The organism is Flavobacterium ustbae, assembly GCF_003946915.1.
GTDB classification, from domain to species: domain Bacteria; phylum Bacteroidota; class Bacteroidia; order Flavobacteriales; family Flavobacteriaceae; genus Flavobacterium; species Flavobacterium ustbae.
The window spans coordinates 25,181-39,250 of sequence record NZ_RPOC01000003.1 but is presented as its reverse complement, the minus strand read 5'-3'; the positions used below and the strand labels follow the sequence as shown (position 1 = coordinate 39,250).

At 33.6% G+C, this 14,070-nt stretch carries 15 protein-coding genes; 6 read left to right on the top strand and 9 right to left on the bottom strand.

Annotated features, from left to right (window positions below; all coding sequences use genetic code 11):
• Nucleotides 1–43: 43 nt before the first annotated feature.
• The 4 genes from EG814_RS05910 to EG814_RS05895 are packed head-to-tail and all read left to right on the top strand — an operon-like array spanning nucleotide 44 to nucleotide 4,666.
• Entirely contained in the window at nucleotides 44–673 is a 630-nt protein-coding gene (locus EG814_RS05910) for a TetR family transcriptional regulator (RefSeq protein WP_125719886.1), read from the top strand.
• Nucleotides 663–1,982, top strand: a complete 1,320-nt coding sequence (locus tag EG814_RS05905; protein WP_125719884.1) for a TolC family protein — start codon at nucleotides 663–665, stop codon at nucleotides 1,980–1,982. Before EG814_RS05910 ends, EG814_RS05905 begins: the two co-directional genes overlap by 11 nt.
• A 12-nt stretch (nucleotides 1,983–1,994) precedes the next feature.
• Nucleotides 1,995–3,074 (top strand): HlyD family secretion protein, encoded by a 1,080-nt coding sequence (locus EG814_RS05900; protein ID WP_125719882.1) that lies wholly within the window; start codon nucleotides 1,995–1,997, stop codon nucleotides 3,072–3,074.
• Nucleotides 3,075–3,079: 5 nt separating this feature from the next.
• Nucleotides 3,080–4,666: an MDR family MFS transporter gene (locus EG814_RS05895; protein ID WP_125719880.1), complete on the top strand. Its 1,587-nt coding sequence runs from the start codon at nucleotides 3,080–3,082 to the stop codon at nucleotides 4,664–4,666.
• Between the two features lie 188 nt (nucleotides 4,667–4,854).
• Here the strand turns inward: EG814_RS05895 and yaaA are convergent, their stop codons facing one another.
• Complete coding sequence (gene yaaA / locus EG814_RS05890; protein ID WP_125719878.1) at nucleotides 4,855–5,613, bottom strand: peroxide stress protein YaaA; 759 nt, start codon at nucleotides 5,611–5,613, stop codon at nucleotides 4,855–4,857.
• A 393-nt stretch (nucleotides 5,614–6,006) separates the two neighbouring features.
• Here yaaA and EG814_RS05885 point away from each other — a divergent pair, with 393 nt between their 5' ends.
• Both EG814_RS05885 and EG814_RS05880 read left to right on the top strand, forming a co-directional pair.
• Nucleotides 6,007–7,437: a CCA tRNA nucleotidyltransferase gene (locus tag EG814_RS05885; protein ID WP_125719876.1), complete on the top strand. Its 1,431-nt coding sequence runs from the start codon at nucleotides 6,007–6,009 to the stop codon at nucleotides 7,435–7,437.
• Nucleotides 7,438–7,804: 367 nt separating this feature from the next.
• A complete protein-coding gene (locus EG814_RS05880) occupies nucleotides 7,805–8,830 on the top strand; it encodes a COX15/CtaA family protein (protein WP_125719874.1) in 1,026 nt (341 codons plus the stop codon).
• Between the two features lie 327 nt (nucleotides 8,831–9,157).
• On the opposite strand, the gene EG814_RS05875 is transcribed toward EG814_RS05880, so the two are convergent.
• Genes EG814_RS05875 through EG814_RS05840 form a run of 8 tightly spaced genes read right to left on the bottom strand, consistent with a single transcriptional unit; the run spans nucleotide 9,158 to nucleotide 13,740 of the window.
• Nucleotides 9,158–9,925 carry a LytR/AlgR family response regulator transcription factor gene (locus EG814_RS05875; RefSeq protein ID WP_125719872.1) on the bottom strand — a complete coding sequence of 256 codons (768 nt, stop codon included), beginning with the start codon at nucleotides 9,923–9,925 and terminating at the stop codon, nucleotides 9,158–9,160.
• Between the two features lie 40 nt (nucleotides 9,926–9,965).
• Nucleotides 9,966–10,349, bottom strand: coding sequence for a 2TM domain-containing protein (locus EG814_RS05870; protein ID WP_125719870.1), 384 nt, complete (start codon nucleotides 10,347–10,349; stop codon nucleotides 9,966–9,968).
• A gap of 14 nt (nucleotides 10,350–10,363) precedes the next feature.
• Nucleotides 10,364–10,669 (bottom strand): 2TM domain-containing protein, encoded by a 306-nt coding sequence (locus EG814_RS05865; protein ID WP_235830919.1) that lies wholly within the window; start codon nucleotides 10,667–10,669, stop codon nucleotides 10,364–10,366.
• Between the two features lie 2 nt (nucleotides 10,670–10,671).
• Complete coding sequence (locus EG814_RS05860; RefSeq protein WP_125719866.1) at nucleotides 10,672–11,001, bottom strand: 2TM domain-containing protein; 330 nt, start codon at nucleotides 10,999–11,001, stop codon at nucleotides 10,672–10,674.
• Entirely contained in the window at nucleotides 10,982–11,305 is a 324-nt protein-coding gene (locus EG814_RS05855; protein ID WP_125719865.1) for a 2TM domain-containing protein, read from the bottom strand. Before EG814_RS05855 ends, EG814_RS05860 begins: the two co-directional genes overlap by 20 nt.
• Entirely contained in the window at nucleotides 11,305–12,642 is a 1,338-nt protein-coding gene (locus EG814_RS05850) for a histidine kinase (RefSeq protein ID WP_125719863.1), read from the bottom strand. Before EG814_RS05850 ends, EG814_RS05855 begins: the two co-directional genes overlap by 1 nt.
• Nucleotides 12,643–12,662: 20 nt before the next feature.
• Nucleotides 12,663–13,283 (bottom strand): hypothetical protein, encoded by a 621-nt coding sequence (locus tag EG814_RS05845; RefSeq protein WP_125719861.1) that lies wholly within the window; start codon nucleotides 13,281–13,283, stop codon nucleotides 12,663–12,665.
• Between the two features lie 49 nt (nucleotides 13,284–13,332).
• Nucleotides 13,333–13,740: a DUF2141 domain-containing protein gene (locus EG814_RS05840; protein WP_206430288.1), complete on the bottom strand. Its 408-nt coding sequence runs from the start codon at nucleotides 13,738–13,740 to the stop codon at nucleotides 13,333–13,335.
• Nucleotides 13,741–14,070: the final 330 nt, after the last annotated feature.

The following is a 14,070-nucleotide window of genomic DNA, read 5'->3' as shown; positions in this document are numbered from 1 at the left end:
ATTAAACAAGTGTTTAATTTTGCATTCGATTAGAAACACTACTATGTCCAACATCGAATTAAACGACAAAAAAATTCAGATACTTAACGTAGCTGAAAAGCTATTTTCTGATAAAGGTTTTGAGGGTACATCGATACGAGATATTTCTAAAGAGGCAAAAATTAATATTGCTATGGTTTCGTATTATTTTGGATCAAAAGAAAAACTTCTAGAAGCTTTGATCCTTCATAAAACTGTAGATCTCAAACTACAGCTCGAAAATTTATTACAGGAAAATCTCGAACCCCTTGAGAAAGTCAAGAAATTAATCGAAATTTACGTGAGTCGAATTTGCCTTAACAAAGGGATTTACAGGGTTTTACATTTTGAACTAAACAACAAAAAAAGAGAAAAAAGCCTAAATGCATTTACAGAACTTAAGAAAGGAAATTTAAAAGCTGTAGAGAGCATTATTAAACAAGGTCAATCTCAAGGAGTTTTTAGAAAAGACATCAATATCCAGCTTATTACACCCACAATTATTGGAACTTTTTTTCACTTTCACATGAATCGGCATTTCTTCGAAGAATTATTTGATTTAAAAACTGAGGAAATGTTTAACAATTACATTACAAACGATCTCACAAAGCACATTCAACAAACTATAAAAGCGCTACTTGTTTATGAAAATTAATCAATTAATGCTCTTTGGAGTTTTCTTTATCGGAATATCTTCAATAGAAGCACAAGAAAAAACAAGTTTAACCTTAGGCGAAGCTGTACAAATAGCTTGGGAAAAGAGTAACGAGGTTACGCTTGCCAATACTAAGGTAAACACAAAAATGTACGAATTAAAAACCGTAAAAAACAATCAATATCCAGATATTAAAGTTTCTGGCCAGTACCAGCGCCTTACAAAAGCTTCTATTGATATGCCTGGTCAGGGAGAAAGCGCTTCTCTAGCATCTCCAGATCGTGCAATGTTAGGAATGGCAAATTTAAGTCTGCCAATTTTTGCTGGTTTTAAAATTCAAAGCAGTATTGATGCTTATGACAGCATGTACGAAGCAGAAAGCGCAAATGCTGAAAAAACTAAAGAAGATGTTGCTTTAAAAGTAATTACTTATTACACAGCGCTATATAAAGCTCAAAAAACATTAGATGTTTTAAACGAGAATCAGAAAAGTGCGAAACAGCGTGTTACTGATTTTACAGAATTGGAGAAAAACGGAATTATTCCGAGAAATGACTTATTAAAAGCACAATTATTGGTTTCTAAAACGCAATTATCTATCGATGAAGCTAATAATAATCTTAATAACATTAATTTCTATCTAACTACATTGCTTAAATTAGATCCTAATGTAAAAATTCAGGTTAATGAAGATGATTTCTTTAATTTAAAAACAAACAATGCGCCAACTTCTGATGCTATAGCGTTGGAAAACAGAAAAGATTTGGAAGCGGTTAGATTACAAGGAAAAGCATCTGAAGCAAATATTAAAGTCGCTAAAGCAGGATATTACCCAGCAATTTCATTACTTGGAGGTTATACAGCATTGGATCTTAAAGATATCATTACTGTAAAATATGCTATGAATTTCGGAATCGGACTTTCTTATGACATTTCTGGAATCTTAAAAAATAATGTGCATGTTAAAGAAGCAGAAAGCAGAGCTTTGGAAGTAAAAAACACAGAAGCAATTATGACGGACCGTATTAAAGTTGAAGTTCAAAAATCTATTGAAGATTACGACTTGGCTATTAATCAAAGTGTTGTTTATGACGAAGCGCTTCAGCAAGCGGCAGAAAATTACAGATTAGTAAAAGATAAGTTTGACAATGGTTTGTCTGATACCAACGATTTGGTAGAAGCTGACGTAGAACATTTAAATGCCAAAATTCAAACTGCTTTATCTAAAGCCACTATTATTCAAAAATATTACGAATTACTTTCAGTATCAGGACAATTATCACAATCATTCAATCTTTCTAAAATATAATCGATAGCTCTCATGGAAAAGAAAAAGACAAATAAAAAATTCATCATCATACTAACCGTTTTGGTTTTAGTGGGCGGAACTTACGGAATATCTAAATACTTACACGCTCAAGCGCACGAAGAAACTGATGATGCTCAGATCGAAAAAAGAATGAATCCGATTATTCCGAGAGTTTCAGGATATATTAGCAAAGTATATGTGAAAGATAATGATTATGTAAAAAAAGGTGATACTTTATTTACAATTGATAAGAGAGATTACCAATTAAAGATTGATGAAGCTAATGCTGCATTACTAGGAGCTGAAGGTCAATACGAAGCTGCAAAAGCAGATATCGGAAGTGCTTATGCAAGTATTTCTGTTTCAGATGCTCAAATGAGATCTGCAAGCGGTTCTATCGAAAGTGCAAGAATCAGACTAAGACAGCTTACAAACGATTATAACCGTTACAACAACTTGTACAAAACGCATACGATCACAAAACAACAATATGAGCAAGCGTTGACTGCAAAGGAAGAAGCTGAAAATCAAGTTCGCGTTTTAGAACAACAGCAAAAAGCTACTTCTTACCAAAAATCGGTTATCCAGTCAAAATCTAAAGTTTCTGACAAACAAACAGAAGTTGCCGCAGCAAACATTAAAAAGGCAAAAACAATGCTTGATGTTGCGCACTTAAACCTTTCTTACACTGTAGTTACGGCTGCAATTGACGGTCAGGTTTCTAAAGTTGATATTCAGCCAGGACAATTAGTTCAGCCAGGACAATCTTTATTCTACATCATTAATAACAATGAAGCTTGGGTTGTAGCTAACTTTAAGGAAACACAATTAAACAAAATGGTTGTGGGACAAAAAGTAAGCTTAAAAGTAGATGCTTATCCAAATTATGAGTTTAAAGGAACCGTTTCTTCTTTCTCTCCTGCAACAGGATCTCGTTTTTCATTATTACCTCCTGACAATGCAACAGGAAACTTCGTAAAAACAATTCAGAGATTACCAGTAAAAATCACTATCGACGAATCTAACGATCCTAAAAAAGTAAACCTTTTAAGACCAGGGATGAATGTTGATGTAGATGTACATTTGAAATAATATAAATGGCTACAGCAGTACAAGATGACGATTTAGTAGAATACGGTTTCAGACGTGTTATCATTACGATTACCGCAGTACTTTGTGCATTGCTGGAAATTGTTGATACTACGATTGTAAACGTAGCGCTAACAGACATGCGCGGAAGTCTTGGTGCTACCTTGACCGATGTGGCGTGGGTAATTACAGCATACGCTATTGCGAATGTTATTGTAATTCCGATGACGAGCTGGCTATCACAGCAATTTGGAAGACGTAACTATTTTGTGGCTTCGATCATAGTATTTACGGTCTGTTCCTTTTTGTGTGGTAATGCTACAAATATATGGGAACTTGTTGCTTTCCGTTTCGTACAAGGTATGGGCGGTGGAGCGCTTCTAGTAACAGCCCAAACGATTATTACAGAAAGTTACCCCGTAGCAAAACGTGGAATGGCGCAAGCGATTTACGGAATGGGTGTAATTGTTGGTCCAACTCTTGGTCCGCCTTTAGGAGGATATTTGGTTGATAATTATTCTTGGCCTTATATTTTCTACATCAATATTCCGTTGGGAATTATTGCTACTATTTTGGCTTTAACATTTGTAAAAAGTCCAAAATACGGTGAGAAATTAAAAGCCAATCAGGTTGACTGGTGGGGAATTATATTGTTGACCGCTTTTATCGGATCTTTACAATTCGTATTAGAACACGGACAGCAAGACGACTGGTTTAATGACTCTACAATTGTAATCTTGAGTGTTGTTACAGTTCTTGGATTGGTTCTTTTTATTTGGCGAGAACTCACCTACGATTACCCAATTGTAAACCTGAGTGTTTTAAAAGACGGAAACTTAAGAATTGGAACCATAATGTGTTTTATTCTTGGTTTCGGATTATATGGGTCAACGTTAATTATTCCGATTTATACGCAGTCTATTTTAGGATGGACCGCAACAGATGCCGGTTTATTATTAATTCCAGGTTCTATTACTACAGCTATCATGATGCCTTTTGTGGGTAACATGATTCAGAAAGGAGTTCCGCAAGGGTACATGGTTGGAGTTGGATTTTTGGTTTTCTTCTTCTTTACCTTTATGATGTATAGCAGAATGACACCCGATACTGGAGTTGAACACATGTACTGGCCTTTAATTTTAAGAGGAGTTGGTTTAGGATTACTTTTTGTACCTATTACAACACTTTCTCTTTCTACTTTGAAAGGAAAACAAATTGGTGAAGGAGCTGCGTTTACAGGAATGATGCGTCAGTTAGGCGGATCGTTTGGTATTGCAATTATTACCACTTTCATCACACGTTTCAGCCAGTCGCACCGAGTAGATTTAATTAATAATCTAGATCCTGCTAAGTTTAACGTTCAGCAGCGTATTGCAGGAATGCAGCACGCCTTCATGGCAAAAGGTTACAGTGCCGATGTCGCTTTGAAAAAAGCGTATCAAGCTATTGATCTTTCTATAATGAAGCAAAGTACTGTAATGGCTTATATGGATATTTTCCTTTACTTGGGAATTATGTTTTTATGTTGCATACCGATTATTCTCTTTATCAAAAAAGGGAAGAACAAAATTAGTGCAGCCGACGCAATGCATTAATAATAATAATTTTATAATACATAAAACGCCGAATTCAATTCAGAATTCGGCGTTTATTTTTTTGTTTCAATTTGATCTGCTAAATCTGCAGGGATTAAAATCCCTGCCTACAATATGTTTCGAGTCTACGACTCTATAAAAAACCTTTGTCGCTTTGTCACTTTGCCCCTTTGAGCCTATACTACGCCCTAACGAGTAAAAACCAAATGAGTTCCTTTAGAAAGATTAGCATCAAATGCATATCCTTCGTAATTAAAACCTTTTAAATCATCAATAGTTTCTGCATTGGTATCGATTATATAACGAACCATCATACCTCTCGCCTTCTTCGCAAAGAAACTGATCATTTTTAGTTTTCCGTCTTTATAATCTTTAAAGTCTGGCGTAATTACAGGAACTTTTAAAGCTTTTACGTCAACTGCAGAAAAATATTCGTTACTGGCTAAATTCACGAATAATTCGTCTTTTTTTAATTCTTTGTTTAAAGCCTTAGTAACAGTTGGTTTCCAGAATTCATGCAAATTTTTAGATTCGCCAACTGGCATTTTGGTTCCCATTTCTAAACGGTACGCCTGCATTAAATCAAGCGGTTTTAAAAGTCCGTAAAGACCGGATAAGATTCTCAATTTATCTTGCAAAACATCTAATTTCTCTAGCGGAATAGTATAAGCATCTAAGCCTGTGTAAACATCACCATCAAAAGTATAAACAGCTGGACGTGCATTTTCTGACGTAAAAGGTGTTTTCCATTCCTGATTTCTTTTCCAGTTTAAATCGGCTAGTTTGTCTGAGATTGACATTAATTCTGATAATTCAGCTGGCTTTTTAGTTTTTACTACTTTATGAACGATTCTCGCTTCTTTTAGAAATGAAGGTTCTGTATGTTGTTTTGTAGGTAATTCTTTTTCGAAATTTAATGACTTCGCTGGCGATATAACAATTTTCATTTGTGCATTTTTAAGTGATTCAAAAATACAAATTGAATTTCTAAAAATTCTGTTTTGCAATTGATTTGTTTTATAATCCGATAAATGTTTTTTAGCCACGAATTGCACGAATTTCACTAATTTTCTTTTGCCACAGATTAAATGGATTTTCACAGATTATAATCATTTTTAATCTTTTAATCTGTGGCAAAAATTTATGCAGCTTGAAATAAAAAATTAGCGGAAATTCGTGGCAAACTTTTTTCAACATTTCTATTTCAATAAAAATTGATGCCTCAAAATAAGAATTTCTTCAAAAAAGTCGTCGATAGATTGTATTAGGCATTTTCTATGTTGTAAATTTGCAGTCGTTCATTCTCTTCAAGAATAGACATATTTAAAATTAGTGAATTCGTGGCTGTACAAACAAACTATAAATCTGCTTTACAAAACAAAATCTTCGATATTATTTCGAAAGCTTCTAAGGAATTAAACGTTGACTCTTATGTGATAGGAGGATTTGTTCGTGACTTGCTTTTAAACAGAGGTTCTAAAAAAGACATCGACGTTGTGGCTGTTGGAAGCGGAATCGAATTAGCGCTTAAGGTCTCTGACTTACTTCCGAACAAACCAAAAGTTCAGGTTTTTAAAACTTACGGAACTGCAATGCTTCGTTTTGAAGATACGGATATTGAATTTGTAGGCGCGAGAAAAGAATCTTACACCCGCGACAGCCGAAATCCGATTGTGGAAAACGGAACTTTACAGGACGATCAAAACCGTCGTGATTTTACGATCAATGCATTTGCTCTTTCGTTAAACGAAAATAATTTCGGAGAGTTGCTAGATCCTTTTAATGGTCTTCAAGATTTAGAAAATAAAACAATAAAAACGCCTTTGGATCCAGATATTACCTATTCTGATGATCCTTTGCGAATGTTGCGTGCGATTCGTTTTGCTACTCAACTGAATTTCGAAATCGAAGAAAATTCATTAAACGCGATCACAAAAAATGCAGATCGCATTAAAATTATTTCTGGCGAAAGAGTTGTTGATGAATTGAACAAAATTCTTCTAACCGATAAACCTTCAACTGGATTTTTACTTTTATACAAAACAGGACTTCTTGATATTATTTTACCTGAATTGACAGCGTTGAATCAGGTGGAAGAAATTGAAGGCCATACGCATAAAAACAATTTTTACCATACGCTAGAAGTAGTCGATAATATTTGTCCGAATACTGACGATGTCTGGCTTCGCTGGTCGGCTTTATTGCATGATATTGGAAAAGCGCCGACAAAACGTTTCAGCAAAAAACAAGGATGGACTTTTCACGGTCATGAATTTCTTGGCGGAAAAATGGCAAAGAAAATATTCGAACGCCTTCACATGCCTTTGAACCATAAAATGAAATTCGTTCAGAAAATGGTCATTATGAGTTCGCGTCCGATTGTTTTGGCGCAGGATATTGTGACTGATAGTGCGGTTCGCCGTTTGGTTTTTGACGCTGGTGAAGATGTAGAAAACTTAATGACTTTATGTGAAGCGGATATCACAACCAAAAATCCAGCAAAATTTAAAAAGTATCACAAAAATTTCGAGCTTGTCCGCAAGAAAATTGTTGAAGTTGAAGAACGCGATCATGTTCGTAATTTTCAACCACCAATTACTGGAGAAGAAATTATGGAAATGTTCGATTTGAAACCTTCACGTGAAATCGGTGTTTTAAAAGAAGCGGTGAAAGAAGCTATTTTAGAAGGTGTGATTCCGAATGAATATCAGGCTGCTTATGATTTTGTGATTAAAAGAGCTGCAAAGTTGAATTTATCTCTTAAAAAGTAATGGACATTTTAGGTGCTATTTTTTTAATCATTTTGATAATAATAGTTTTAATAACTAATATCATTTTTATTGGAAAAATTAATAGAACTAATAACAGTCACTACAAGTACAAAATCATATTTTTTTTAATCAGCATTACTTCTATATGCGCTATAATGATATTGGGAGCACTCTTTCAAAATGTCGTATTAATTGATTATTTTAAAATAACAACTGATATTGAAAGCTATCCATATAGAATAATTGTTATGATAACGCTAATACTTATCAATGTCATAGTAAACTTTATTTTATCAAAACTTTATTTAAAAAGAAGCATAAGAAAAAGCACAAAAAAAATTAACGAAATCGAATTAATCGGAGAAGAATGAAAACACAGAATAAATCAGTAATCATTTGGTTACTATCAGGTTGCGTATTATTATTTTTAATGGTTGTTGTTGGCGGAATCACCCGTTTAACCAATTCAGGTTTATCAATGACCGACTGGCATTTGGTAACCGATACCTTCCCGCCTCTAACAGAAGCCAAATGGCAAGCCGCTTTTGACGAATACAAAAAATTTCCAGAATACCAAAAAATCAATATTCATAACGATTTTCAATTGGCAGATTATAAATTCATTTATTTCTGGGAATGGTTTCACCGTTTTATCGGACGTATTATTGGTTTGGTTTTCTTTGTGCCGTTTGTTTACTTTTTAGCTAAAAAGAAATTAGATACCGATACGATCAAAAAATGTATTGTGCTTCTGGCAATGGGAGGTTTCCAAGGATTTTTAGGCTGGTTTATGGTAAGAAGCGGATTAATTGACAATCCAGATGTGAGCCATTTTAGACTTTCTTTACACTTAACTTTTGCTTTTATTACTTTTGCTTACACGCTTTGGGTTGCATTAGATTTAATCTACCCAGAAAGAAATATCAACAAAATCTTACCTTTAAGAAATATTGCCCGTTATGCTTTAGTGGCTTTATTAATTCAGATTATTTACGGCGGATTTGTAGCGGGTTTAAATGCAGGATTAATCCACAATCACTGGCCTTTAATGAGCGATGGAGAATTTATTCATGAATCGGTTTTTATTGAACAATCGACTTTAGTAAAGAATTTAATTGAAGGAAAAAGCGGCGTTCAATTTGTGCACAGAACTTTTGCTTATGTAGTGGTTGCCATTATTCTTTTCCTTTTCTTCAAAAGCAAAAAATATACGCTTACGCATACTCAAGCAAACGGAATCAAAACTTTAGTAGTTTTTGTTTTCATTCAGTTTTTATTGGGCGTTTTCACTTTATTATACAGCGTGCCTTTGGCTTTAGGATTAATTCACCAGATTATGGCGTTTTTCCTTTTGAGTGCTATGACGTTTACGTTGCATAGATTGAGTAAATAATCCTAAAATATTTAAATAAAAAACAGCCGATAATATCGGCTGTTTTTTATTTATGTTTTATATGAATCGAGCCGCTGGCTCTTTTTGATTTTGATGCCCTTCGCCCCCGGATTAATCCCGAAGCTTCGGGACGGGGCTACAATATTTGTCGAGCCGATGGCTCTTTTTCAAACTGAATAATTTGATCTAAAAAAGAAATTCCGTAGGAATGTAAAATATTGTAGCAACGTCCCGAAGCTTCGGGATTAATCCGTTGAAATAATAACCGTACGCAAAATAAATTTCCGTAGGAACGACACATTTTACATTTCACATTTCACAAAAAAACTACCCCAACCAAGATTTAAAATCCTGTACTTTTTCGCGACTTACAATTACCTCATCTTCTTTGTAAGTTGGAAGAATAACTTTTAAGCGAGAATTGGTATAAACCTGAATTTCTTTAATTGCTTTTAGCGGAACAATAAATTTTCTGCTTACGCGAAAGAAATCCTTTTTGTCAAGTTCTTGTTCTAAAATCTCCAAAGTTGAATCGATTAAATAATCGCGATTGTCGTAGGTATGAATGTAAGTTCCTTTGTTTTCACTAAAAAAACATTCGATTTCTTCTGTCGTAATTACTTTTAAATGCTGACCGATTTTAACGGTAAATCTTTTTTTATACGTTTTCTCAAAAGGATTGGACAGCATCTGACGAATCTGTTCAAAATCCAGCTGTAAGTTTGAAGTTTCTGCAGGAGTTTTTGGGAGACGCGATTTAAATTTTTCAACCGCCGTTTCCAGATCATCTTCGTCAATTGGTTTTAAAAGATAATCTATACTGTTAAGTTTGAAGGCTTTTAAAGCATATTCATCATAAGCCGTTGTAAAAATAATTGCGCTTTTGATCTCAATTTTTTCAAAGATTTCGAAAGATAATCCATCTGAGAGCTGAATGTCCAGAAAAATCAAATCTGGGTGCGCATTATTTGAGAACCATTCTACCGATTCTTCAACAGAATGAAGCATGGTTTCTACGGTTACGTCTAATTTTTCAAGCTTTCTTTGCAGCAATCTTGCCGCTGGTTTTTCGTCTTCTATAATTAATGTGATCATTTACTCGATTGTAAAATTTAGAAAAAATAGTATTTCAAAGTTACTCCCATTTATTTTTATTCGCAGTGTCTTTCTCCATATATTTCTGAATTTGCTTCTTTTCCCAGTCTTGACCAAAAAATAGATCAGAACCAAAAACAGAGAGTCCGTGCGCCGCTAAACCAATTCCCCAGAAAAATGCAGTCGAATAAGTATGCCATTCAGATAATCCGCTAAAATCAATTCCTCCAGTAAAACTAGATCGAGTTAAACTAGATATAATGATGATAATATTTATGATAATATAAATTTTCACATGAGAATAAAACCCTTTAAGTTTCTTTACTCTTTTATAAGCTGCATTGTAACTTTCGTCATTTGTATATTCTGCTCCAAAATGCTGGCTTGTATATTCTTCGTATCTATTTCTTCTAAAACGTCCCATAACTATATATTAAATTATTGCCACTTGTTTTTATTCTGTTTTTCTTTTTCCATAAACTCTTTGATTTTTCGCTCTTCCCAATCTTTTCCCAAACTTGGCAATAACTCAAAAACTTTTAATCCGTGTATTAGCACTCCAAGTCCCCACCATAGTAAAGGCCAGAAAAACCACAAATAACTCGGAGATGTGTATAAGTTTATAAAAATCAGAACTGCATTTACTAATATGAAAGCAACCAGATTGCCATAAAATCCTTTTATATTTTCGACTTTCTTTTTTGCTTCAATATATTTATCCTCTTCGCTTAAATTCCTTTCCATGATTATTCCCATTTTTGTTTTTTATACTTTTTTTCCAGAATACTTTTCATTTTTCGCTTTTCCCATTCTTGCCCAAATATTTTAGTCGAAGCAAACAAATCTATGGCAGAACCCGCTACCACAGCCGACCAGATAATCATAACTACCCAATTTAAATATCTAATAGGAATAAAATTAACTGGAAGAGTAGTGTATTCTTTTAAAAGAAAAAGAAGCATTACAATAGTGTAAATGAACAAATGTTTGTAAAAATATTTCAGCTGAATTACTTTTTTACTCGCCAATTCTTTTAGAATTGTTTCTTCCTGATCATTACTCAAATTTGTTTCCATGATTATTTTCAAGTCGTTTTTGGTTTTCTTTTTCTAAAATTTCCTGAATCTTTTTCTGTTCCCATTTTTTATTATAAAAAGGCGGATATTCAAAGACTTTCAATCCATGCAATACGATTGCTATTCCCCATCCCATTACAGACCATATCCACCAAAGATATTCTGGAGAAGTCATATAATTGACAACAATTACAATCGGATTGCATAAAACGTATACGGTCAAATGTTCGTAAAATCCTCTTATTTCTTTTACTTTTTTCTGAGCATCATAGTAACGATTTGCTTCTGTGAAATCTTTTTCCATTATTTCCAGGTTTTTTGTTTGTTGTCTTTTTCTAAAATCTCACGAATTTTTCTTTCCTCCCAATCTGAGCTGTAGCCAAAAACTTTAAAAGCATGCATGGCAACTCCAAACCCCCAGCCTAAAGCAGAAAACCAAAACCATTGAAATTGTGGTGAAAATTTTAGATTGATAAAAATCAGAAACGGAACTACACAACAATATGAAATTACATTTCCATAAAATCCCTTTAACTCTTCTACTCTTTTTTTGGCTCTATAATAAGCTTTTGCTTCATCGGTATATTCTGCATTCATTTCCATAACCGTAATTTGTTTGGTTAAAATCGGAATCCTAACCGTGAAATTCTTTTCATCTTCTTGAACTTTCACTTTTCTGTCGGTTATAATTCCGTATCTATTTACAATATTCTGCAGTCCAACGCCTTGTCTGTCCTGCAAAACTTCTTTTTTCTGAAGATCATTTTGAATGGCTAGATAATCTCCATCAATAAAAATTCTAATATGAAGCGGCTTTTGTTCGCTTACTACATTGTGCTTCACCGTATTCTCCAATAAAAGCTGTAAAGAAAGCGGTACCACTTTGGCTTCTGGATTGATGTTTTCTGTTGGCAATTCGTAAAACAAACTATTTTCGAAACGCATTTTCAGCAGATTCATGTACGTTTTTGCAAATGACAATTCGTCTTCGACCGAAACCAGTTCTTTGTCTTTCTGTTCCAGAACATATCTGTAAATTTTAGATAATGAAGTCGTAAAACGCTGTGCATTATCTGGATTTTCTTCTATTAAAGAACTAAGAACATTCAAACTATTAAAAAGAAAATGCGGATCGATCTGGTTTTTTAAACTTTCAAATTTTGCATTTGCCGTTCCTGCAATAATCTTTTGCTGTGTAACCTTATTTTCCTGATAGAGCTTGTAAAAATTAAGTCCGTGAAAAAACAGCAGCACAATAAAGGTCATGACCGCAGATTCTATATAATTTTCTGCCTTCTCGTTGGCTAGAAAACCTATAATCGTTTTATTATCGATGATTACGCTTGTAAACAAACGCAATACTCCAATAATGATCATCGAAATGAAAAATGAACTTACAAAACCTATTATAATTCTCTTTATTGAATAGGGGTTTGACTTGAAAACTTTATCTAAAAACTCAAAAAGAATGACATTCACGATATATAAAACCACACTGTAAAGCATGCAGTACAAGAAATAAATAGAAAGATTCTTTGTAAAAACTGCAGTTCCTATGGAGGCAAATCGAATTAGAAAAGAAAATAAAAATACAATTCCTCCAACTAAACATGCCTTTAACAAATTGGGTTTTAATATCATAGTGGCTGATAACGATTAAATTATTTACAAGTTTTTTGAATTTCTAGCGCTCTCTCTAACCCCCATTTTGGAGAATACGGCGTAGCTGGTTTAAAATTATTAAAAAGTTCAATAGATTTATCAACTTGAGCGCATAAAGGTTTTGTATCTACTCCGGTCCATTTTGCACCGCCTAATTGATAATCTGCTTCACCAAAAACTGCTCTCGGATTATTTGGATCCAATGCTTTGGCTTTCGCGTAAGCTTCCATTACTTTTCCAGAATATTTCATTCCGTTTGTAATTGGGTCTGCCACAACATATCCCGTGTAAATTAAAGCCTGCATAACATACAATTCAGAATTGGCTTGGTCTTTTATCAATTCGACATCTAAGGCATCTTGCGCTTTTGTCAACAATAAATCGATTTTGGTTTTGTCTATTTCTGTAAATACTGATGTAGCATTTATTAAAGCAACATAATAATTAGGCAGATAACTGTTTTTTTCGGCAGCAGCAATTCTTTCAAATAAGGCAGAAGCTTCTGTATTTTTCCCTTCTTTCCAAAGTCCGAAAGCTTTGTTCATTCCTTGTTCAAATTGTGTTTGAGCTGAACTTATTCCTACTACAAATAATGCGATTAATGTGATGATTTTTTTCATTTTATAAGTAATTAAATGGTTGTTTTTATATGGATTAGTTATTTTTTATTTAGAATACAATTTCAATTTTTGAATCTTTACTAACAGTAAATTTAGCATCATTATACGAAGGAGGTCCCATAAATCCTTTTGCATTGTTTGAAGCTGCATATTCTTCAGACGGAATTCCCATTGCGTTTCTGTCCAGTTTTCCGTTGCTGTTTTCATCATGATAAGTTGAAATGGCATATTCTCCAGCTGGAAGATTATCGAAAATTACAACGGCCTTATTGTCTTTAATTTCTGAAGCAAGACTTTTGTAAATTGTTTTAAGAAATGTCTCTTCTGAATTATATAATCCTACTTTAACGCTTCCCGTATTGTTTTTTAAACCCGAAACGGCAACAGTTAATTTCACATTTTGTGCAGACATTAAGCTGCAGATAAATAAAATAGTTATGGTAATAATTTTCGTCATGATTATTTTTTTAGGTTCTAAGGTTCTGAGATGCTAAGGTTCTAAGGTTTCTTTTTGTTGATGATTAAAACTCTTTTTTTAAGGCTCAAAGATTCAAAGGTTCAGAGTCACAAAGTTCTCTTGCTTTCAGTCAGATAAACTTTGAACCTTTGTCACTTTGTCTCTCTGTTTCTTTGTTCCTTTTAATTTACTCTTCAAAAGTATACTGGTTTTAAGTGTTTTAAAATTAAATTCTACTGAGTTGTTGATTTTGGTTACTGAATTGTTTTTTCTGAGGTTCTAAGGTTCTGAATGGCTAAGCTTCTAAGTTTTTTTCCTTAGCACCTCAGT